This window comes from Pectobacterium peruviense (genome assembly GCF_003312355.2).
Classification (GTDB): domain Bacteria; phylum Pseudomonadota; class Gammaproteobacteria; order Enterobacterales; family Enterobacteriaceae; genus Pectobacterium; species Pectobacterium peruviense.
The window spans coordinates 4,515,808-4,537,630 of sequence record NZ_CP161826.1 but is presented as its reverse complement, the minus strand read 5'-3'; the positions used below and the strand labels follow the sequence as shown (position 1 = coordinate 4,537,630).

Sequence of the window (21,823 nt, the reverse complement as noted above, 5' to 3'; positions counted from 1 at the left end):
CGATTACGGCTTAAATCGACGGCAACACACAGCAAAACACGACTAACTTTTTTCTCAGGGATTGCGATGGCTACTCCACAGACAACACGGCAGCAAACAACACCCTTGGCGCTTTACCAACAGGCACTTTCCGCCGGCGAATATCAACCGGACGAGGTGCAGCGGCAAACCGTTGTGCGTCTGGAAGCGATACATCAGGCGCTATGTGAACGTGCTGCGGATGGCGATGCGGAGGCGTCTGGTCGGGGGAAATGGCGTAGTTGGCTGGGATTGCGTGATAAACGCGAGCCTGAGCCGGTTCAGGGGCTATATATGTGGGGCGGCGTCGGGCGTGGTAAAACCTGGTTGATGGATATGTTTTTTCATAGCCTGCCTGCCGAACGTAAGATGCGTCTGCATTTCCATCGCTTTATGCTGCGTGTACATGAAGAGCTAAACCAGTTTCAGGGGCAAGAAAATCCGCTGGAGAAAGTGGCCGACGGCTTCAAAGCCGAAACCGATGTGTTGTGCTTTGATGAATTCTTCGTCTCTGACATTACCGATGCGATGCTGCTGGCTGAGCTGCTGCGTGCGTTGTTTGCCCGTGGCATTGCGCTGGTGGCGACGTCGAATATTCCGCCGGACGATCTCTATCGCAATGGATTACAACGCGCACGCTTTCTACCCGCCATTGAGCTAATTAAACAGCATTGTGAAGTGCGCAATGTCGATGCCGGTATCGATTATCGTCTGCGTACGCTGACACAGGCGCACCTTTATCTTTCGCCGCTGAATGAAGAAACGAGTGCTGCGATGCAGCAGATGTTCACTCGCCTGACGGGGAAAAAATGGCAGACGCCGGGACCGGTGCTGGAAATCAATCATCGTCCGTTAACGACACTCGGCGTGAGCGACGGCGTGCTGGCTGTCGATTTCCACACGCTGTGTACAGAAGCGCGCAGCCAGAATGATTACATTGCGCTGTCGCGCCTCTACCACACGATGCTGTTGCACAATGTGACGGTAATGGACACGAAAGAAGAGAACACCGCTCGCCGTTTTCTGGCGCTGGTAGATGAGTGCTACGATCGTCGTATCAAATTGATTATCTCTGCACAGGCGTCGATGTTTGATATCTACCAGGGAGAGCACTTGAAATTTGAATATCAGCGCTGTTTATCTCGTTTACAGGAAATGCAAAGCGAAGAGTACCTACGGCAGCCACATCTGGCGTAACGCAGGCTGCAGTTTTCGTCATTTGCGTGTGAAAAAAGGTCGATTTTTGAGAATGACTTCTCTATAATCTTGCGACCCCACGTTACAACAAAGTTTTTTTCCCAAAAACTTTATAGTGCCGGCAATGGCTATTCGAAGGGGTAGGTTTGCTGGACTTGATGGTCGTGTGAGCCTCAACTGTTTTCGAGCGTTAGGGTGTTCACCAACGTGTAACTAATTATTGGGTAAGCTTTTAATGAAAACTTTTACAGCTAAACCAGAGACCGTAAAACGTGACTGGTACGTTGTTGATGCGAACGGTAAAACTTTAGGCCGTCTCGCTACTGAACTGGCTCGTCGTCTGCGCGGCAAGCATAAAGCGGAATACACCCCGCACGTTGATACGGGTGATTACATCATCGTTCTGAACGCTGACAAAGTTGCTGTAACTGGCAACAAGCGTACTGACAAGATTTATTATCATCACACCGGTCACATCGGTGGTATTAAACAAGCGACCTTTGAAGAGATGATTGCCCGCCGTCCTGAGCGTGTGATTGAAATCGCGGTTAAAGGCATGCTGCCGAAGGGCCCGTTGGGTCGTGCTATGTTCCGTAAACTGAAAGTTTACGCGGGCACCGAGCACAATCACGCGGCACAGCAACCGCAAGTTCTGGACATTTAATCGGGATTATAGGCAATGGCTGAAAATCAATACTACGGCACTGGTCGCCGCAAAAGCTCCGCCGCTCGCGTGTTCATCAAACCGGGCAGCGGTAACATCGTTATCAACCAGCGTAGTCTGGAACAGTACTTCGGTCGCGAAACTGCCCGCATGGTAGTTCGTCAGCCGCTTGAACTGGTCGACATGGTTGGTAAATTTGATTTGTACATCACCGTTAAAGGTGGTGGTATCTCTGGTCAGGCTGGTGCGATCCGTCACGGTATCACCCGCGCTCTGATGGAGTATGATGAGTCCCTGCGTGGCGAACTGCGTAAAGCTGGTTTCGTTACTCGTGATGCTCGTCAGGTTGAACGTAAGAAAGTCGGTCTGCGTAAAGCACGTCGTCGTCCTCAGTTCTCCAAGCGTTAATTTCTGGCTGCATTGCAGCGAAATCAATGCAAAAAACCCGGTGCTGGTCACCGGGTTTTTTATGTCTAAAAATAATTTCCTCGAAATATACGCTTTACTTTCCGTATGTTAGCGATGAAATTGCGCTTATGCCCCCACAAAACGAACAAAATCTGATAAGCTATTAGCCGATTTTATGCCTGTGTGCCAGCTATCGCGTAGTCGTTTAAAACGATGGATTTTATCAGGTGACGTTTACACATTGGCGAGCAGAATTTCGAATAGCGGTTTGCAGGTTATTCACTGCGTAGTTATTCGCCATATTATTCTCAATAAACTTGGAGGTTTTCATGGCTGTCGCTGCCAACAAACGTTCGGTAATGACGCTGTTTTCTGGTCAGTCCGACATTTTTAGCCATCAGGTCCGCATTGTATTGGCGGAAAAAGGTGTGAGTGTCGAGATTGAGCAGGTTGACATGGATAATCTGCCTCAGGATCTTATTGACCTCAATCCTTATGGTTCTGTGCCGACGCTGGTCGATCGCGAACTGACGCTCTATGAATCACGTATTATCATGGAGTATCTGGATGAACGTTTCCCTCATCCGCCGTTAATGCCTGTCTATCCGGTTGCACGTGGTAACAGCCGCCTGATGATGCATCGCATTGAGAGCGACTGGTATTCTTTGCTGAAGAAAATTACGCATGGCAACGCTCAGGAAGCGGACGCAGCGCGTAAGCAACTGCGTGAAGAACTGCTGGCGATTGCCCCAGTGTTTAATGAAGCGCCTTATTTCATGAGTGAAGAGTTCAGCCTGGTGGATTGCTATCTGGCTCCGCTGCTGTGGCGTCTGCCGCAGTTAGGCATTGAACTGAGTGGTTCGGGCGCGAAAGAACTGAAAGGCTATATGACACGCGTCTTTGAGCGTGATGCGTTCCTGGCTTCCCTGACGGAAGTAGAACGTGAAATGCGTTTGCAAACCCGAGGTTAAATTGTATGGCGTTGTCTCAACTGTCTCCGCGTCGTCCGTATTTATTACGGGCTTTTTATGATTGGTTGTTGGATAACCAATTAACGCCTCATCTGGTGGTCGATGTGACCCTGCCGGATGTTATGGTGCCAATGGAGTTCGCCCGTGACGGCCAGATTGTGCTGAATATCGCACCGCGCGCTGTTGGTGGCCTTGAGTTAGCTGATGACAGCGTTCGTTTCAATGCCCGTTTTGGCGGCGTGCCGCGCCAGGTTCATGTGCCGATGGCGGCCGTAATGGCGATCTACGCTCGTGAGAATGGGGCTGGAACGATGTTTGAGTCCGAACCTGCTTACGAAGGTGCAGGTGAATATGAAGACTTTCAGGAAGGCGCGCCCTCTTCAGGGACGATCATGTCGATTGTCGATAGCTCACCTGATTCTGAAGCACCTGACGATGGTTCCGGTTCTGATGATGAACCACCACAGCCGCCTAAAGGTGGCAGACCCTCTCTACGGGTCGTAAAATAATCTGTTCCTAAGGGCACCGCTGCGGTGCCCTTTCTTATTTCGTATCGTTAGCAAAATATGCCGTTAATTGAACACCATTCCGCCATCAATCAATAGCGACTGTCCTGTCATATAGTCTGAGTCATGGCTGGCCAGATAGGAGACACAGGCGGCGACATCTTCTGGTTCGGATAGACGGCCCAGTGTGATGCGTTTGGCGAATTCTTCCGTCGCATAGCCACGCGGTTTTCCTGCGGACTCAGAGATCTTCCGATCGATTTCATCCCACATTGGCGTTTTTACGATACCCGGACAGTAACCATTGACCGTGATACCCAGCGGCGCTAAATCGCGTGCGGCAGTTTGCGTTAAGCCACGAACCGCGAATTTACTTGAGCTGTAGACGGCGAGTTCGGGGTTGCCGACATGTCCAGCCTGTGAGCAAGCATTGATGATCTTGCCGCCATGACCGAGAGATTTGAAGGCATCGAGTGCCGCCTGAATGCCCCAGATAACGCCTTTGACGTTGATGTTATAAACGCGATCGACAACTTCTGGCGTGATATCTTCAATCAGGGTTGAGGGAGCAACACCGGCGTTATTGACGATGACGTTAAAGTCACCAAAGCGCTTTTTAGTTTCTGCGACGGCGGCGAAAACCGCTTCACGATCCGCGACGTCTGCCTGTAGTGCGATGGCCTGCCCACCGGATTTTTCGATTTCCTGCGCCACGCTGCGCGCTGTTTCTTGGTTATAGTCCACGATGGCGACGGCAAAACCGTCTGCCGCCAGTCTGAGAGCAATAGCGCGGCCAATACCTTGACCGCCTCCTGTTACAAGAGCCACTTCGACTGTCATATTTCCTCCTTAATGAAATCCAATCTCAATAAAGACAAGTAAATGCCGGAGGTAAGTGTAGGCCTTTCACGTGATATTGCAGGATTTATTACGAAAAGTTCTTTAAAGCGAAGTGGAAAGATGAAGAGTTTATTAGCTCATCTGGTGTGAAATTCTAAAGAAAAAATAGCGTGGTTATTGTCGGTTGCTAACAGACGCTTAAGGTTAAAGTTGGAAAAAGAAAAGGGCAGCTAGCGCTGCCCTCAAGAGACGTGGTGCGTTTCTACACTTCCAGATAGTTCATGATGCCGTCAGCGGCTTTACGACCTTCTGCGATAGCGGTAACCACCAGATCGGAACCGCGTACTGCGTCGCCGCCCGCAAAAATTTTCGGGTTGCTGGTCTGGAAAGCATTGTCACAACTTTCTGGTGCAACAATGCGCCCTTGATCGTCCAGTTTGACGTCATGTTCTGCCAGCCACGCCATTTTGTGCGGACGGAAGCCGAACGCCATAATGACCGCATCGGCTTCCAGTACGTGCTCGGAACCCTCTACGATTTCAGGACGACGACGCCCGTTTGCATCAGGTGCACCCAGCGCGGTACGGGCCATTTTCACGCCGCACACTTTGCCAGCGCCATTGACCTCGACGCTCAACGGTTGCAGGTTGAATTTGAACTCGACGCCTTCTTCACGCGCGTTTTTCACTTCGCGCTTGGAGCCCGGCATGTTCTCTTCATCACGGCGATAGGCACAGGTAACGTGCGTTGCGCCCTGACGAATAGAGGTACGCACGCAGTCCATCGCGGTGTCACCACCGCCCAGCACCACAACGCGTTTCCCTTGCATGCTGATGTAAGGCTCGTCTGCTGCGGCTTCAAAGCCCATCAACTGCTTGGTATTGGCGATCAGGAACGGCAGAGCATCATAAACGCCCTGAGCATCTTCATTGTCCAATCCGCCACGCATAGACTGATAAGTGCCGACACCTAGGAATACCGCATCGTACTCGTCCAGCAGCGCGTTCATTTGTACGTCTTTGCCGACTTCGATATTCAGACGGAATTCGATCCCCATCTCGGTGAAGATTTCACGGCGTTTCACCATCACCTCTTTTTCCAGCTTGAAAGAGGGGATGCCGAAGGTCAGCAGGCCACCGATCTCAGGATGACGATCGAAAACCACGGCCTGTACGCCACTGCGTGCCAGCACATCGGCACAGGCCAGCCCAGCAGGGCCAGCGCCGATGATAGCGACGCGTTTGCCTGTCGGTTTGACGTTGGCAACGCTCGGTTTCCAGCCCATCTCGATCGCTTTATCATTGATATAACGTTCGATGTTGCCGATGGTGACTGCGCCGAACTCATCATTCAGCGTACAAGACCCTTCACACAGACGATCCTGCGGGCATACGCGGCCGCAAACTTCCGGCAGGCTGTTGGTCTGGTGTGATAGCTCAGCCGCTTCGATAATGCGGCCTTCGTTCGCCAGCTTCAGCCAATTCGGGATGTAGTTATGTACTGGACATTTCCATTCACAGTAAGGGTTTCCGCATGACAGGCAGCGATCTGCCTGTGCTTTGGACTGGCTTTCTGAGAACGGCTCGTAGATCTCAACAAATTCAATTTTACGAATCTTCAGCGGTTTCTTGGGCGGATCAACGCGCTGTAAGTCGATAAACTGGTAAACATTCTGACTCATGATGACCTCTTACTGCGCCTGAACCCGCAGCTCGGCTGCGGAACGACTACGGTGACCCAACAATGCCTTCACATCACTTGACTTCGGTTTCACCAGAGCAAATTTCGGTGCCCAGGTCGGCCAGTTAGCGAGGATCTCTTCTCCGCGGTGTGAACCGGTATTCTGTACATGCTCGGTGATCAGGCCACGCAGATGCTCTTCATGAATAGCCAGCTCTTCCACATCCAGCACTTCTACCAGCTCTGGGTTAACGCGTTTGCGGAATTCACCGTCTTCATCCAGCACGTAGGCGAACCCGCCGGTCATGCCTGCGCCAAAGTTCACGCCGGTACGACCCAACACGCAGACGATACCACCCGTCATGTATTCACAACCGTTATCGCCGATGCCTTCTACCACGGTGATACAGCCGGAGTTACGCACGGCGAAACGCTCACCTGCACGGCCTGCGGCAAACAGCTTGCCACCAGTGGCACCGTAGAGGCAGGTGTTACCGATGATGCTGGCTTCGTGACTGCGGAAGGCCGAACCCACCGGAGGACGCACGGAGATGCTACCGCCCGCCATGCCTTTGCCCACGTAGTCGTTGGCATCGCCAGTTAATTTCAGCTCTAGACCACCTGCGTTCCAGACGCCAAAGCTTTGTCCTGCGGTACCGGAGAAATAAGCTTTGATTGGATCGCCAGCCAGCCCTTGATCGCCATGTTTCTCGGCAATCGCGCCAGACAGCGTCGCGCCGACAGAACGATCGGTGTTGCGGATATCGAAGTAGAGCGCTTTGCCCTGTTTCGCATCGATGTGCGGCTGTGCCTGTGCCAGCAGTTCTTTGTTCAACAAGCCTTTATCGAACGACAGATTGCTTTCAGTGCAGTACAGCGCTTTGCCCGGCTGAGGCTGTGCGGCGTGCAGCAGTGGCGACAGATCCAGCTTGTTCTGTTTAGCACTGAAACCGTCCAGCTCAACCAGCAGGTCGGTGCGGCCAATCAGATCCACCAGATGGCTGACGCCCAGTTCTGCCATCAGCACGCGGGTTTCATGTGCGATGAAGTGGAAGTAGTTGGTCACACGCTCAGGCAGGCCGTGGTAGTGATCGCGGCGCAGTTTCTCATCCTGCGTTGCAACACCCGTTGCACAGTTATTCAGATGGCAGATACGCAGGTATTTACAGCCTAGAGCAACCATTGGTCCAGTGCCGAAGCCGAAACTTTCCGCGCCCAGAATCGCCGCTTTGACGATATCCAGACCCGTTTTCAGGCCACCGTCGACCTGAAGGCGGATTTTGTGACGCAGACCGTTGGATACCAAAGCCTGCTGTGTTTCAACCAGACCCAGTTCCCACGGGCAACCCGCGTATTTCACGGAGGACAGCGGGCTGGCACCCGTACCGCCGTCGTAACCAGCGATGGTGATCAGGTCGGCATACGCCTTGGCAACGCCAGTAGCGATAGTACCAACGCCCGGTTCGGACACCAGTTTTACCGAAATCATTGCTTTCGGGTTGACCTGCTTCAGATCGAAAATCAACTGCGCCAAGTCTTCGATAGAGTAAATATCGTGGTGCGGCGGAGGTGAAATCAGCGTCACGCCCGGTACGGAATAACGCAGACGAGCAATGTACGGCGTGACTTTATCACCCGGTAACTGACCGCCTTCACCCGGTTTCGCACCCTGTGCCACTTTAATCTGAATCACATCGGCGTTGACCAGATAGGCTGGCGTCACACCAAAACGACCAGAAGCAACCTGCTTGATACGGGACACTTTATTCGTGCCGTAACGCGCCGGATCTTCACCACCCTCACCAGAGTTGGAGAAACCGCCTAGGCTGTTCATCGCTTCTGCCAGCGATTCATGCGCTTCGGGGCTGAGTGCACCGATAGACATCGCTGCGGTATCGAAACGTTTGAACATTTCAGAAGCCGGTTCGACGCTGTCGATAGCGATGGCCGCGCCTTCTTGCGGTTTTAGCGCCAGCAGGTCGCGTAATGTTGCCGCTGGGCGCTCGTTCACCAGTTTGGCGTATTGTTCGTAATCGCTGTACTCGCCAGTTTTCACCGCAGTTTGCAGCGTCGTGACGACATCCGGGTTATAGGCATGATATTCGCCGCCGTGAACAAACTTCAGCAGGCCACCCTGTTCCAGCGTTTTTCGCTTCAACCAGGCACGTTTGGACAGGTTCAGCAGATCCTGTTCAAAGTCGCTGTAGTTTGCTCCGCCGATGCGGCTGACTACGCCCAGGAAGCACTGTGTCGACACATCTTTATGCAGACCCACAGCTTCAAACAGCTTAGAGCAGCGATAGGATGCAATCGTCGAGATGCCCATTTTGGACATAATCTTGTATAGGCCTTTATTGATGCCGTTACGGTAGTTCAGCATCACGGCGCGATAAGGTTTGTCGATGGTGCGGTTATCCACCATCCGTGCCAGCGTTTCGTAGGCGAGGTAAGGATAGATAGCCGTCGCACCGAAGCCTAACAGCACGGCAAAGTGGTGCGGGTCGCGTGCACTGGCAGTTTCAACAATGATGTTGGCATCGCAGCGCAGACTCTTTTCTACCAAACGGCGCTGAACAGCACCTACGGCCATTGGCGCAGGGACAGGCAAGCGTGATTCGCTAATGCTACGGTCGGACAGCACCAGCAGAACGGCACCGTCTCTGACTTTGCTTTCTGCTTCGTCACACAGTTTTTCGATAGTCTGTTGCAGCGTTTGCTGCAACGGATCAAACGTCAGATCTAGCGTGTCGGCGCGATAGTGCAGCTCATCCTGCGACGTCAACTGTGTGAAGTCGGAGTAAAGCAGGATGGGCGATTTAAAGCTCAGACGGTGAGCCTGACCTTCTGCTTCACAGAAGACGTTCATTTCGCGGCCAATGCTGGTCGCCAGTGACATCACATGTGCTTCGCGCAGCGGATCGATCGGCGGGTTGGTGACCTGCGCGAACTGCTGACGGAAGTAGTCATAAATGATGCGCGGACGGCTCGACAGCACGGCGAACGGCGTGTCGTCGCCCATAGAGCCAGTGGCTTCCTGACCGTTTTCGCCCAGTACGCGGATGACCTGATCCAGCTCTTCACTGCTGTAGCCGTACTGTTTCTGGTAGGTTTCCAGCAGCTCATCGTTGAATTCACGACTGCCGACCTGATCGTCTGGCAGCTCTTCAAACGGCACCAGACGCTTAACGTTTTTCTCCATCCACTCTTTGTAAGGATGGCGGCTTTTCAGATCGTTATCGGTTTCGGCAGAGTGCAGGATGCGACCGCTGCGGGTGTCGATCACCATCAGTTCGCCAGGGCCAACGCGGCCTTTTTCAACCACTTCATCCGGCTGATAATCCCAGATACCGACTTCGGACGCGCAGGTGATCAGCTTGTCTTTGGTGATAACATAGCGCGCGGGGCGTAGGCCGTTACGATCCAGGTTACAGGCAGCATAGCGCCCGTCGGACATGACGATACCGGCTGGACCATCCCACGGCTCCATGTGCATGGAGTTAAAGTCGAAGAAGGAGCGCAGTTCAGGATCCATATCCGGGTTGTTCTGCCAGGCTGGCGGAACCAGCAGGCGCATGGCGCGGATGATATCCATTCCGCCGCTCAGGAACAGTTCCAGCATGTTGTCCAGCGAGCTGGAGTCAGAACCGGTTTCGTTGACGAATGGTGCGGCATCCTGCAAATCTGGGATCAGCGGGGTTTTGAATTTATAAGCACGCGCGCGTGCCCATTGGCGGTTACCCGCGATGGTATTGATCTCGCCGTTGTGCGCCAGATAGCGGAACGGCTGTGCCAGCGGCCAGCGGGGTACGGTGTTGGTTGAGAAGCGCTGGTGGAACAGGCAAATTGCCGATTCCAGACGCAGATCGGCCAGATCGAGGTAGAAACGTGGCAGATCCGCTGGCATGCACAGACCTTTATAGATCGTGACCAGATTGGAGAAACTACAAACGTAGAACTCTTTGTCTTCGATACGCTTTTCGATACGGCGACGCGCCATGAATAGGCGGCGTTCCATATCACGTTGACGCCAGCCTGCTGGGGCGTTAACGAAAATTTGCTCAATGCGCGGCATAGATGACAGGGCAATTTCACCCAGCACATCCGGGTTGGTCGGAACTTCACGCCAGCCCAGTACGGACAGCGTTTCATTCTGCAACTCTTCTTCTACAATCCGACGCGTGGCGCGAGCCAGCTCTTCGTCCTGATTGAGAAACATCATGCCAACGGCGTAGTTTTTGGCTAAACGCCAGCCGTGCTCTTCCGCCACCAGACGAAAGAAACGATCGGGTTTCTGAAGTAATAAACCGCAGCCGTCGCCAGTCTTGCCGTCAGCAAGGATTGCGCCACGGTGCTGCATGCGTGCGAGTGCGTGAATAGCGGTACGCACTACTTTATGGCTCGGCTCACCTTCTATATGGGCGATTAATCCGAAACCACAGTTATCTCTCTCTTGGGATGCATCGTACAACATATTAGTGAACCTCCCCAGGCTCTGTGTGACTCTCACAACCTACTGCGAGAAAGCACCGTGGCGTTGAGCGGCTAGTATTGCGCTCTCTTCTTCGGCCTCTCGTGACGGTCTCACAAGTGGTAAATGACTTGTTTTTAGAGGGAGTCTTCATTTACTGCATAAATATGACGAATCATGGACCCGTCAGGAAAGCTTCCAGCGGATTCCCAAATTAGCGAGAAACCCTGTTCAGGTCAAATACCAGTGCAAAATGTGCTGATAAGCGATAATTTTTAATTATACCTATGAAACATAATGATTTTTTTAGAAAAACTATCTCGGGAAGTGAATATAGGATCTAATTGAAGTGTGAGCTGTATCACTATACAAAAGCGTGAGAACCCTTCTCCATGCTACGTTCTTTCTGCGTTCTAGAATATTCTGCTGTATATGGCTACTTTTAGATTTTATGAAACTATTTTTAAGTATTGCTTCATCTTTTCATTAAGCCTGCCTGCGGGATAAGAAAAATTAATTAGCACGGACGTGAGTTTATTTTCACTAAAAGCGAATAAAAATGCATTTCATTGGGATGTGTGTGATTGATCGCGGTCATCGCGAAGGGGGCGAGAGAAAGGTAGTCTGCTGTTCCTCAAGGGAGCAGGCTAGAATATGCAATTGCAAAAATTAATCAATATGTTTGGCGGAAATCTTCAACGTCGCTATGGCGAGAAGATCCACAAGCTGACGCTGCACGGTGGTTTTAATTGCCCTAACCGTGATGGCACGCTGGGGCGAGGCGGGTGTACGTTCTGTAATGTCGCCTCGTTTGCCGATGAGCAGATGCAGCAACGCAGTATTGCGCAGCAGCTGGAAGCGCAGGCAGGAAAGGTGAATCGGGCCAAGCGCTATCTGGCTTACTTTCAGGCGTATACCAGTACCTATGCCGAGGTTCAGGTGCTGGAAAGCATGTATCAGGAAGCGCTGAAACAGGCCGAGATGGTAGGGATTTGCGTAGGGACTCGCCCCGACTGCGTGCCCGATGCGGTGCTGGATTTGCTGTCTCGTTATCACGATCGAGGCTATGAGGTTTGGTTGGAACTCGGGTTGCAAAGTGCCTGTGACAAAACGCTGCATCGTATTAATCGTGGGCATGACTTCGCCTGCTATCAGGAAACCACCCGTCGCGCGCGTGAACGCGGCTTGAAGGTGTGCAGCCACCTGATTGTGGGTTTACCGGGAGAAGACGCACAGCGCTGTTTAACGACGCTGGAGCAGGTGGTCGAGACTGGGGTGGAAGGCATTAAGCTGCACCCTCTCCATATCGTGGAAGGCAGCACGATGGCGAAAGCCTGGCGAGCCGGAAGGCTGCCCGAACTGGCGCTGGAGCGCTACGTGGAGACGGCAGGAGAGATGATTCGCCATACGCCGCCGGATGTTATCTATCACCGCATTTCCGCCAGCGCCCGCCGCCCGACCCTGCTGGCACCGCTCTGGTGTGAAAACCGCTGGACGGGCATGGTGGAACTGGACCGCTATCTGCAAATGCATGGCGTACAAGGTTCCGCGCTCGGCATGCCCTACCGCTATGCTGATGTGTAATACGTCAAAATACACGGGCAGTAGAAGCCGATATTTCATGTTGTGAATCTACGGGGTAGCGCCGTATAAGCCGCTATTTTACGTTATGATGCGCGGGTGGGTGTCTAAGGGAAATCGCTATGAAGCAAATTCGTCTGTTGGCTCAGTACTATGTTGATTTGATGGTAAAACTGGGGCTTGTCCGTTTTTCACTGCTGCTGGCCTCGGTATTGGTGCTGCTGGCGATGGTGGTGCAAATGGCGGTCACGCTATTGCTCAGCGGAGAGGTCGAAAACATCGACGTCGTCCGCTCCATTTTCTTCGGGCTGCTGATTACGCCCTGGGCCGTTTATTTCCTCTCCGTGGTGGTGGAACAGCTTGAAGAGTCGCGTCAGCGGCTGTCGAAACTGGTGGCGAAACTGGAAGAAATGCGTCATCGGGATCTGGAGCTGAACGCGCAGCTTCAGGAGAACATCGCGCAGCTCAATCAGGAAATTGCCGACCGTATCAAAGCGGAAGAGGCTCGTGTGCTGGTGATGAGCCGGCTCAAAGAAGAGATGTCCCGTCGCGAACAGGCGCAGATTGAGCTGGAGCAGCAATCTGCGTTGCTGCGCTCGTTCCTCGATGCCTCGCCGGATCTGGTTTATTACCGTAACGAAGAAAAAGAATTCTCCGGCTGCAACCGCGCGATGGAACTGCTGGTGGGCAAAAGCCAGAAGCAGCTCATCGGCCTGACGCCGCAGGATGTTTACTCCCCCGATATTGCTGAGAAAGTCATGGAGACGGACGAGAAAGTGTTCCGCCATAACGTTTCTCTGACCTACGAACAGTGGCTGGTTTATCCCGATGGGCGTAAAGCCTGTTTTGAGCTGCGCAAAGTGCCGTTTTATGACCGGATGGGAAAACGTCACGGGCTGATGGGATTTGGACGCGATATAACGGAGCGTAAGCGTTACCAGGACGCGTTAGAGAACGCCAGTAGGGAGAAGACCACTTTCATCTCAACAATCAGCCACGAGCTTCGTACGCCGCTTAATGGCATTGTCGGCTTAAGTCGCATCCTGCTGGATACGCAACTTGACCCTGAACAGCAAAAATACCTGAAAACCATCCACGTCAGCGCGATTACGCTGGGTAATATTTTTAACGACGTGATTGAGATGGACAAACAGGAGCGCCGCAAGGTGCAACTGGATAACCAGCCGATCGATTTCACTGGTTTTCTGGTGGATCTGGAGAACCTCGGTGGTCTGCTGGCGGAACCGAAAGGCTTGAAGTTGATTATGGATCAGCACCAGCCTCTGCCGCAGAAAGTGATTACCGACGGAACGCGCCTGCGGCAGATTCTGTGGAACCTGCTCAGTAACGCAGTGAAATTCACACCGAAGGGTGAGAACGGCGAAAAGGGCGAAATTGTGGTGCGCGTCTGGCATGAAAAGGGCGATCGCCTGCGCTTCGAGGTTGAAGATTCAGGGATGGGCATCCCGGCGGATGAATTGGAAAAAATCTTCGCCATGTATTATCAGGTCAAAGACCAGCACGGTGGGAAGCCAGCAACGGGATCGGGAATCGGTCTGGCGGTGTCGAAGCGTCTTGCACAGAACATGGGGGGAGATATTCATGTTTCCAGTACACAAGGTAAGGGCTCCTGCTTCACCCTGACGGTGATTGCGCCGAGCGTCGATGAGGCGGGAAGCGGTCTGGAAGACGATGATGATTTGCCGCTACCGGCGCTGCACGTTCTGCTGGTGGAGGATATCGAACTCAACGTGGTGGTTGCGCGTTCGGTGCTGGAGAAGCTGGGTAATAGCGTAGACGTCGCGATGACTGGGCAGGAAGCGCTGGACATGTTCGATCCCGATGAATTCGATCTGGTGCTGCTCGATATCCAACTGCCGGATATGACCGGCCTGGATGTGGCGCGTCAGCTACGTTCGCGCTATGGCAACCGCAGCCTGCCGCCGCTGGTGGCGCTGACGGCGAATGTGCTGAAGGACAAACGTGAATATCTGGATGCGGGTATGGATGACGTGCTTAGCAAACCGCTGTCGGTGCCTGCGCTAACGGCCGTCATTAAGCAATACTGGGATACTCACACGGTGTTGACGGAAGAACCAGTGGCTGAAGAAGGTGATGAGATGGCACAAGCAAAAGAAGATCTGCTGGATATCCCGATGCTGGAACAGTATCTGGATTTGGTAGGGCCGAAACTGATTCACCAAAGTCTGGAGATGTTTGAGCAGATGATGCCGGGCTATCTGGCGATTCTGGATTCCAACATGACGGCGCGTGACCAGAAAGGCATTACGGAAGAAGGTCACAAAATTAAAGGCGCGGCGGGTTCCGTCGGGTTACGGCACCTGCAACAGGTTGCCCAGCAGATTCAGACTTCATCGCTGCCAGCATGGTGGGACAACGTGCAGGAGTGGGTCGATGAACTTAAGCATGACTGGCGTCATGACGTTCAGGTACTGCGTGATTGGGTAGCAAAAGCAGAAAAAGAGTCCTGATACGGTCTTTGTGTTGACTGCGGCCACAAGGATGTGGCGAGTAAAACGGGTAGAAAATTTTTTTCGTATCACGCGATATCATGCAAAAAATGCAGAGCGACGTCAGATTAAGTGGTGTTTACGATTTAAGCGGGATGGGGAATGCGGGAGCTTTGCACGTTTTCATACGGTAGAAAAAAATGACCCCGGCCGAAGCCGGGGTGCGCGAATTATGCGCCAACACCAGGGAAAACATGCACCTGCATTTAGATCTCAGGGTTTGTAAACTCGCAAGTGCGGATATTCGTGTCTTAACTAACTGTCTTAACGACATACAGCTTACAACAGCAACTAAAGCTTAACTACTTTACATCTTCATCAAGCAACAAAATAGCAAATGTGGAAATCTTTGTTACAAGAATCATTAAAATGTGTGATGTAGATTAGTGTTTGTCAATTAAAAAATCAATTAGTTGATGTAATGAAATGGAGGAAAAGATGATGAAACGAGTCGGCATTGTCCTTAGTGGCTGTGGTGTTTATGACGGTTCCGAAATTCACGAAGCCGTATTGACGTTACTTGCGCTGGATCGCGCAGGTGCGCAAGCGGTTTGCTTTGCGCCAGATAAACCGCAATTACAGGTGGTTAATCACCTGACAGGTGACGTAACTGATGAGAATCGCAACGTTTTAGCAGAATCAGCACGGATCGCCAGAGGAAAAATCCAGCCGCTATCTACAGCCAATGCACAAGAGCTAGATGCGCTGATTGTGCCCGGTGGTTTTGGTGCTGCGAAGAACTTAAGCGACTTTGCCACGCAGGGATCGGCCTGTCAGATTGATGAAACGCTGCAATTGCTCACACAGGAAATTTATAAGCAAAATAAACCAATTGGTTTTATTTGCATCTCGCCCGCGTTGCTGCCGACGATCTTGGGGATACCCGTTCGCGTAACCATTGGTAACGATATTGATACCGCTGAAGCCGTCGAAGAGATGGGCGGCATCCACGTCGTTTGCCCGGTCGATGATATCGTGGTGGATGAGGAGCATAAGATCGTGACGACACCGGCCTATATGCTGGCTAACTCCATCAGCGAAGCGGCACAAGGCATTGATAAGCTCGTCGCTCGTGTACTGGATCTCACCGAATGAGGTGGAACCGAGGGCGTGGAGGCTTACTCACGTGGCTGAAGCGCCTGATCGTTCGGAGCGTGTTGGTGGTCATCGGTGCATGGCTGGCTGGTATCCTGTTATTTTCTTTCCTGCCCGTGCCGTTCTCTGCGGTGATGGTCGACAGACAGATCAGCGCATGGCTGAAAGGCGAGTTTTCCTATGTTGCCCATTCGGACTGGGTGGCGATGGACGATATCGCACCGGAAATGGCGCTGGCGGTGATGGCGGCGGAAGATCAAAAATTTCCTCAGCATTGGGGTTTCGATGTTGATGCGATTGGTCAGGCGTTGAAACACAACGAACGTAATACACAGCGGATTCGCGGTGCGTCTACGCTGTCGCAGCAGATGGTGAAGAACCTGTTCCTGTGGGATGGACGTAGCTGGGTGCGTAAGGGGCTTGAGGCGGGGATTACCACCGGCGTTGAGCTGGTCTGGACAAAACGACGCATTCTCACCGTGTATCTGAATATCGTCGAATTTGGTCCTGGGATTTTTGGCGTGGAAGCGGCCGCCAGACGTTATTTCAATAAATCTGCCAGCAAGTTGACGGCAAGCGAATCCGCGTTACTGGCGGCGGTGCTGCCAAACCCTATTCGCTTTCGTGCGAATGCGCCCTCCAGCTACGTGATTCAACGTCAACAGTGGATTTTACGCCAGATGCGACAGATGGGCGGAGATGCGTTTTTGCGAGATAACAACCTGAATTAAGGTACTTTGTTCGTTAGTATACCGAGAAATTTTTGCGTTAACGGTCGTGTTTTCGACATCAGGAGAAAGTATGCGGTTACGTTATTGGTCAGGTTTACTGGTTGTACTGTGTTGTATGGCCTCTGTTGTCCGTGCGGATGCGGAGCCTAAAGCGTCATCCCCCGATAATCCCTACGCCTTCTTGCAACAGTCTCAGCTATCTGCAGTAAAGCAGCAGCTACAGCAGAAAACGGAAAAGCCGCAGACGCGAATGGCATACGAGCAGCTTATTTCGGAAGCCGATCGTGCGTTGAAAATTGCTAACCCTAGCGTGACGGAAAAGAAATCCACGCCACCCAGTGGTTCAAAGCATGATTATTTGAGCCTCAGCGCCTACTGGTGGCCCGATCCCGACAAAGCTGATGGTTTGCCTTGGATTCGTCGTGATGGGCAGGTAAACCCTGCTAGCAAGGATGAAGAGACCGATGGCATCCGTCTGGCGAAATTCACCGCCCAAACGCAGTCATTGACGCTGGCATGGTATTTCTCTGGCAAACAGGCTTATGCCGATAAGGCCATGTCGATGATCCGTACCTGGTTTATCGACCCAGCAACGCGCATGAACCCTAATCTTGATTTTGCGCAGGGTGTGCCGGGTATTGCGCCGGGCAGGGGCTCGGGCGTATTGGACGGACGTTATTTTTCCACCCGTATCGTCGACTCGTTGATGATATTGCGTCAGGCTCCAGGCTGGACGACGCAGGACGAGCAGCAGATGCAGAAATGGATGAGTGATTATCTGCACTGGCTACAAACCAGCAAGCTGGGGAAGAAAGAGGCAACGGCTCAGAACAACCACGGTAGCTGGTATACCGTACAGGTTGCGGGCATCGCCTGGTATCTGGGGAAAATCGACCTTGTGAAATCCATGGCGCAATTGCAAAAGGAAAAATTGGATCATCAACTGCAACCAGATGGCTCTCAACCAGAAGAGCTAGCGCGTACCCGCTCTTTCCATTACAGCTACTTCAATCTTCAGGCGATAACGGATATGGCTATTTTGGCTTCCCGTGTCGGGGAGAATATCTGGCAGTACCAAACGCCGAAAGGAAGCAGTGTGACAAAGGCGTTAGATTTTATGGCACCGTATCTGGATGACAATAAAGCGTGGCCGCGCAAGACGATGGACAGGCAAAGCAGCCGTCTTATTCCGCTGTTATTGCAGGCGGAGCGTGGTTTAAAAACGCCGCGTTACCAGACGCAAATCAAGCAGACAGGCTTTGCCGAATTGCTTACCGGTGAGGCTGGCACGCGCGATAAAGAACCGAGTCACATCAGCACGGAAACCCGCCGTGCACTCTGGTTGCTTAATCCTGCTACGCCGTAATTCTGTGGCACGCTGATTCCATCGGGTAAAGATACGCTTCCCTGAACTGGGATAAAAAGAGCAGAAATAAAAAAACCGCTGATGAAGACATCAGCGGTTTTTTGTTTTTTAAAGCATCAACAACGTAAAGAGATAAACGCGTTATTGCAGGTAGGTAAAGGCCGTCGTTACGTGCTTCACACCGCCAACTTTACTGGCGATTTCTGCGGCGGAGGTGCCTTCACGCTGTGTCACCAAACCTAACAGGAAGACTTCGCCGTTTTCCGTGGTGACTTTTACGTTAGAGGATTTGACCGTGTCACTTGCCAGAATCTGTGAGCGAACTTTGGTGGTAATCCAGGTATCCATGGAGGCAGTTCCCATTGAAACCGGAGTACCCTGGCGTATTTCGTTGTAGACTTCGACCGCACCTTCCACGCCGAGGGCAATTTGCTTAGCTCGGCTTGCCATTTCTGTGCTTGGTGCCTGTCCTGTTAACAATACTTTCCCTTGATAAGCCGTCGCAATAATACGGGCATCTTTTTTCAACTGCTCGTCTTTGCTGATTGCATTCGTCACGCGGACTTCCAGTGTGCCATCGTCAACCTGCGTCCCTACAGTACGCGGGTCAGTGGCCGTTTTGGTTGCCACGGCACTGCCAACAGCAACAACCCCGACACAGCCTTGTAGCAGCAGGGCGATAGACAGCACGGCAAATGCAGAACTTATCCTCATGTAGTGCTCCTTCAATCGTTCTGGTGTGGAAAAAGTGTGTTATCAATCAAATCGCACAGGCAATTTACTGTCAGCATGTGCATTTCCTGAATACGGGCGCTGCGGTGTGACGGGATGCGGATTTCCACATCCTGCGGCCCGAGCAACCCGGCCAGTTCTCCGCCATCGTAGCCAGTCAGGGCGACAATCGTCATGTCGCGGGTAACGGCAGACTCTACGGCTTTAACAATATCGCGGCTGTTGCCACGAGTTGAAATTGCCAGTAGTACGTCGCCTGCCTGACCTAACGCTCTGACTTGTTTGGCATAGACTTCTTCATGCAAGCGGTCATTGGCTATCGCAGTTAAGACCACATTATCCGCATTAAGTGCGATTGCCGGTAAGCTGGGGCGTTCGGCTTCAAAGCGATTAATCATGCTGGCGGCAAAATGCTGCGAATTCGCTGCCGATGTTCCGTTACCGCAGCACAGAATCTTGTTGCCGTTCAGCAGAGACTGCACCATCGCGATTGCGCCACGTGAAATGGCGTCAGGCAAGGCTTCTGCCGCTGCAATCTGCGTTTGAATACTCTCGGTAAAACAAACCTTTATTCTATCCAGCACGTTGAATTAACCTACGTAAATTGAAGTCCATCAAGGATGATATATCCCTGAGTGGTAAATGTATTATCCCTGTGCAGCAAAAGCATTGGGGATCCAGTTGAACTGCTCGCCCGTAATAGCTAGCACGTCAAAACGGCAATCCACCGTGTCAAAGCTAGCGCCTCGTTGCGCCAACCACACGGCGGCGGCATGCAGTAGCCGCTGCTGTTTGCGTCGGGTTATGCTGGCTGCGGCATCACCAAAATGTGCGTTGCGCCGATAGCGTACTTCGACAAACACCCAGATATGGCGATCGCGCATGATCAAATCCAGTTCACCGCCGCGTAACGTAACATTCGCGGCGGTGAAGGTTAGTCCCGCACGTTCAAGATAGCGTCGAGCCTGTTGTTCGTAAACTGCACCAGTCGCTCGCTGATTCAGAGAACAGGTACCAACTGACCCTGACGGTATTGCTGCCAGGTTAACTGCCGGTTGATGGTGCAATCCGGCCCTGAGCTTAACATTCCTGTTGCGCCAGGAATTTGGTGGCCCGGAATCTGACGCATTTCACCAAAGTGGCTGGCGAGCGTCCAGGCATCCATCCCCATGGCATACAGGCGGACTAACGAATAATCGTTTTTAAACTGGCTGCTGACCTGCTGCATCAGTGCTGGGTTCGCGCCTGCGAGCAGCGGGATATCGCTGAACTGTAAACCTTCCATTTCGAGGCGGAAGTCAGGCCCTAATCCAGCCTGGAAGCTACGTGAGCTGGCATAAAGCGACGGACGTGCGCGTGAGGTGGTGCGCATGTCGATCATCGGCTTAATCAGCGCTAGCTCGTCTGGTGTTGCAATGATATAGACCGCATCGATATTGCCACTCACGGACGTACTGGACGTAGGTTGAACCTGAGAGGGAATGGTCAGGCCGCCAATGGTGGTGCCAGGCTGTGCCTGCTGCTGCGATACGTTAACAGGTTGGCCGCTCAGGCTTAGACCCGCGCCGCTATTGATGGCCTGTTTTAACTCTGCCGTATTGCCAAAGCGCTGTTGCAGAGAGCTGGTATCGCTTTGCTGGTTCCAGGCCTGAGCAAATGCATTGACGATGCGGTCGCCCAACGCACCGCGAGGGGCTAAGACCAGCGGCTGCTGTTTACCCTGCTGGTGGATAAATTTAGCGGCGTCTCTGGCTTCATCTTCTGGAGACAGGGCGAAATAGCAGATGTTAGGGCTATTTTCGACGCGTTCCGGCTGGTTCAGTGCCAAAATATTCAGTGGTGACTGGCTGTTCGCCAACTGATCCACTTCATTTTTCAGCAGCGGACCAATGACCAGCGATGCACCATCCTGCTGTGCCTGCGTGAGAATATTGGCCAACGGTTGTGAAGAGGTGTCATACACTTTTACTGGGAGCGAACTGGACAGCCCAGCATTTGTAGCCTGCGCTTCAGGCGCTGCTGGTGTCGTTGATGCCACCGCTTGATCGCTGTATGGCGCGGGGGATTGTGCGCTCTGTCCATCCGATGATGGCGTGACCTGCCCATCTTGCGTGGTGTCTGCTGCCGGTGCTGCAGGCGCAGATACGGGCGCGGTGGCTATCTGGCCATTCTTTGCCGCGTTAAAACCTTGCTGGATAGCATTGGCGAAAACCTGTGCCTGACCGTTAAGCGGTAACAGCAGCGCAATGCTATTTACAGACGATGGCTGATAATTGATGACCTGATTTAGCTGTGTAGGCAGTGTTTTCGCGGCAGGATGATGTGGATAACGGGTTTGCCAGTCTTGAATCGCGCTCTGTAACTGATCGGGAGATTCGCGGTTGTTCTGGTAGTTATTCAGCAAATCCACCCAGCCTTGGAGCACGTTTTCATTCGCGTTAATCAGCAACGCCCCAGAATCCTGCGGTGACATTTGTGTCAATGCCAGCCAGGTCTGATCGAGGTTCATCTGATGTTCGTCGCCTTTCAGCAGCGGCTCCTGAGCGATATAGGCTCGCAGCAGCTCAATGGAAGGGCGCCCTTGCGCTGTTTTGATTTGCGTCTGGTAGTAACGCTGCTTTTGCTGATCGGAAAGTGCACCTACATCAAGCTGGCTCAGCGCGGCTTTAGCCGCATCCATATTGTTTTGGGCAACGGACAGTTCCGCACTGAGTAGCTGCTGCTCTTGCTTTTGCGCCGCGCTCAATTTTTCTGGCAGGGTGCTGAACTGTTGGCTTGCCTGAGGGGCTTTCCCTTCCTGTAGTAGGGAACGAATAGCAAGTAATTGCCAGTCAGCCTTGTTATTATCGCTACTTTGCTGCATCTGTTGCAGATAATAATCGGATGATGCGTCGGCTTTGCCCTGAACCTCGGGTGGTGGGCTCTGCGGTGCCTGACTTGGACAGCCTGCGAGAAACAGTGCCGCTAACAAAACAGGGATAGCACGCCCTGCCTGGGTACGGACGAAATGAAAGGGAAGCATACTGTATCCAGTG

At 52.5% G+C, this 21,823-nt stretch carries 17 protein-coding genes; 10 read left to right on the top strand and 7 right to left on the bottom strand.

The features are described 5' to 3' along the window. Nucleotides 1–66: 66 nt before the first annotated feature. From zapE to sspB, 5 genes are all read left to right on the top strand, one after another. On the top strand, nt 67–1,215 hold the full coding sequence (gene zapE, locus DUT67_RS20410; RefSeq protein ID WP_113632221.1) for a cell division protein ZapE: 1,149 nt from the start codon (nt 67–69) through the stop codon (nt 1,213–1,215). A gap of 235 nt (nt 1,216–1,450) precedes the next feature. Beyond that, nucleotides 1,451–1,879 (top strand): 50S ribosomal protein L13, encoded by a 429-nt coding sequence (rplM, locus tag DUT67_RS20405; RefSeq protein WP_005975488.1) that lies wholly within the window; start codon nt 1,451–1,453, stop codon nt 1,877–1,879. Between the two features lie 15 nt (nt 1,880–1,894). Further along, nucleotides 1,895–2,287 (top strand): 30S ribosomal protein S9, encoded by a 393-nt coding sequence (rpsI, locus tag DUT67_RS20400; protein ID WP_011091939.1) that lies wholly within the window; start codon nt 1,895–1,897, stop codon nt 2,285–2,287. Nucleotides 2,288–2,616: 329 nt separating this feature from the next. Continuing rightward, entirely contained in the window at nt 2,617–3,258 is a 642-nt protein-coding gene (gene sspA / locus DUT67_RS20395; protein WP_048258372.1) for a stringent starvation protein SspA, read from the top strand. A gap of 5 nt (nt 3,259–3,263) precedes the next feature. Next, complete coding sequence (gene sspB / locus DUT67_RS20390; RefSeq protein WP_048258373.1) at nt 3,264–3,767, top strand: ClpXP protease specificity-enhancing factor; 504 nt, start codon at nt 3,264–3,266, stop codon at nt 3,765–3,767. 63 nt (nt 3,768–3,830) lie between these two features. Here sspB and DUT67_RS20385 read toward each other — a convergent pair whose 3' ends face one another. The 3 genes from DUT67_RS20385 to gltB form a co-directional block, all read right to left on the bottom strand. Then, on the bottom strand, nt 3,831–4,604 hold the full coding sequence (locus tag DUT67_RS20385; RefSeq protein ID WP_048258374.1) for a (S)-acetoin forming diacetyl reductase: 774 nt from the start codon (nt 4,602–4,604) through the stop codon (nt 3,831–3,833). A gap of 262 nt (nt 4,605–4,866) precedes the next feature. After that, a complete protein-coding gene (locus tag DUT67_RS20380; RefSeq protein ID WP_113632220.1) occupies nt 4,867–6,285 on the bottom strand; it encodes a glutamate synthase small subunit in 1,419 nt (472 codons plus the stop codon). 9 nt (nt 6,286–6,294) lie between these two features. Beyond that, the gene (gene gltB / locus DUT67_RS20375; RefSeq protein WP_113632219.1) at nt 6,295–10,755 is read right to left on the bottom strand and encodes a glutamate synthase large subunit; all 4,461 of its coding nucleotides are present in this window, start codon (nt 10,753–10,755) and stop codon (nt 6,295–6,297) included. A 651-nt stretch (nt 10,756–11,406) separates the two neighbouring features. Between gltB and DUT67_RS20370 the strand changes: the two genes are divergently transcribed. The 5 genes from DUT67_RS20370 (at nt 11,407) to DUT67_RS20350 (ending at nt 18,056) form a co-directional block, all read left to right on the top strand. After that, on the top strand, nt 11,407–12,336 hold the full coding sequence (locus DUT67_RS20370; RefSeq protein WP_048258377.1) for a TIGR01212 family radical SAM protein: 930 nt from the start codon (nt 11,407–11,409) through the stop codon (nt 12,334–12,336). Between the two features lie 119 nt (nt 12,337–12,455). Beyond that, nucleotides 12,456–14,825 carry an aerobic respiration two-component sensor histidine kinase ArcB gene (gene arcB, locus DUT67_RS20365; protein WP_113626482.1) on the top strand — a complete coding sequence of 790 codons (2,370 nt, stop codon included), beginning with the start codon at nt 12,456–12,458 and terminating at the stop codon, nt 14,823–14,825. Nucleotides 14,826–15,305: 480 nt separating this feature from the next. Further along, on the top strand, nt 15,306–15,959 hold the full coding sequence (elbB, locus tag DUT67_RS20360) for an isoprenoid biosynthesis glyoxalase ElbB (RefSeq protein ID WP_048258379.1): 654 nt from the start codon (nt 15,306–15,308) through the stop codon (nt 15,957–15,959). Then, the gene (mtgA, locus tag DUT67_RS20355; protein WP_113632218.1) at nt 15,956–16,690 is read left to right on the top strand and encodes a monofunctional biosynthetic peptidoglycan transglycosylase; all 735 of its coding nucleotides are present in this window, start codon (nt 15,956–15,958) and stop codon (nt 16,688–16,690) included. The genes elbB and mtgA overlap by 4 nt, the downstream gene beginning before the upstream one ends. 70 nt (nt 16,691–16,760) lie before the next feature. Continuing rightward, complete coding sequence (locus DUT67_RS20350; protein WP_113632217.1) at nt 16,761–18,056, top strand: alginate lyase family protein; 1,296 nt, start codon at nt 16,761–16,763, stop codon at nt 18,054–18,056. A 141-nt stretch (nt 18,057–18,197) separates the two neighbouring features. Here the strand turns inward: DUT67_RS20350 and dolP are convergent, their stop codons facing one another. From dolP to DUT67_RS20330, 4 genes are all read right to left on the bottom strand, one after another. Next, the gene (dolP, locus tag DUT67_RS20345; protein ID WP_113632216.1) at nt 18,198–18,770 is read right to left on the bottom strand and encodes a division/outer membrane stress-associated lipid-binding lipoprotein; all 573 of its coding nucleotides are present in this window, start codon (nt 18,768–18,770) and stop codon (nt 18,198–18,200) included. An 11-nt stretch (nt 18,771–18,781) separates the two neighbouring features. Continuing rightward, a complete protein-coding gene (diaA, locus tag DUT67_RS20340) occupies nt 18,782–19,372 on the bottom strand; it encodes a DnaA initiator-associating protein DiaA (RefSeq protein ID WP_005975525.1) in 591 nt (196 codons plus the stop codon). Nucleotides 19,373–19,435: 63 nt separating this feature from the next. Continuing rightward, a complete protein-coding gene (locus DUT67_RS20335) occupies nt 19,436–19,792 on the bottom strand; it encodes a YraN family protein (RefSeq protein ID WP_189315187.1) in 357 nt (118 codons plus the stop codon). Continuing rightward, the gene (locus DUT67_RS20330) at nt 19,789–21,810 is read right to left on the bottom strand and encodes a penicillin-binding protein activator (RefSeq protein WP_113632215.1); all 2,022 of its coding nucleotides are present in this window, start codon (nt 21,808–21,810) and stop codon (nt 19,789–19,791) included. The genes DUT67_RS20335 and DUT67_RS20330 overlap by 4 nt, the downstream gene beginning before the upstream one ends. Nucleotides 21,811–21,823 lie beyond the last annotated feature (13 nt).

Excerpts from the sequence above, each read along its gene's own strand:
- zapE (WP_113632221.1), top strand. The coding sequence starts at position 67 with ATGGCTACTCCACAGACAACACGGCAGCAAACAACACCCTTGGCGCTT.
- arcB (WP_113626482.1), top strand. The coding sequence starts at position 12,456 with ATGAAGCAAATTCGTCTGTTGGCTCAGTACTATGTTGATTTGATGGTA.
- DUT67_RS20370 (WP_048258377.1), top strand. The coding sequence starts at position 11,407 with ATGCAATTGCAAAAATTAATCAATATGTTTGGCGGAAATCTTCAACGT.
- mtgA (WP_113632218.1), top strand. The coding sequence starts at position 15,956 with ATGAGGTGGAACCGAGGGCGTGGAGGCTTACTCACGTGGCTGAAGCGC.
- elbB (WP_048258379.1), top strand. The coding sequence starts at position 15,306 with ATGAAACGAGTCGGCATTGTCCTTAGTGGCTGTGGTGTTTATGACGGT.
- rplM (WP_005975488.1), top strand. The coding sequence starts at position 1,451 with ATGAAAACTTTTACAGCTAAACCAGAGACCGTAAAACGTGACTGGTAC.
- sspA (WP_048258372.1), top strand. The coding sequence starts at position 2,617 with ATGGCTGTCGCTGCCAACAAACGTTCGGTAATGACGCTGTTTTCTGGT.
- rpsI (WP_011091939.1), top strand. The coding sequence starts at position 1,895 with ATGGCTGAAAATCAATACTACGGCACTGGTCGCCGCAAAAGCTCCGCC.
- dolP (WP_113632216.1), bottom strand. The coding sequence starts at position 18,770 with ATGAGGATAAGTTCTGCATTTGCCGTGCTGTCTATCGCCCTGCTGCTA.
- DUT67_RS20385 (WP_048258374.1), bottom strand. The coding sequence starts at position 4,604 with ATGACAGTCGAAGTGGCTCTTGTAACAGGAGGCGGTCAAGGTATTGGC.
- DUT67_RS20330 (WP_113632215.1), bottom strand. The coding sequence starts at position 21,810 with ATGCTTCCCTTTCATTTCGTCCGTACCCAGGCAGGGCGTGCTATCCCT.
- DUT67_RS20350 (WP_113632217.1), top strand. The coding sequence starts at position 16,761 with ATGCGGTTACGTTATTGGTCAGGTTTACTGGTTGTACTGTGTTGTATG.
- gltB (WP_113632219.1), bottom strand. The coding sequence starts at position 10,755 with ATGTTGTACGATGCATCCCAAGAGAGAGATAACTGTGGTTTCGGATTA.
- sspB (WP_048258373.1), top strand. The coding sequence starts at position 3,264 with ATGGCGTTGTCTCAACTGTCTCCGCGTCGTCCGTATTTATTACGGGCT.
- DUT67_RS20380 (WP_113632220.1), bottom strand. The coding sequence starts at position 6,285 with ATGAGTCAGAATGTTTACCAGTTTATCGACTTACAGCGCGTTGATCCG.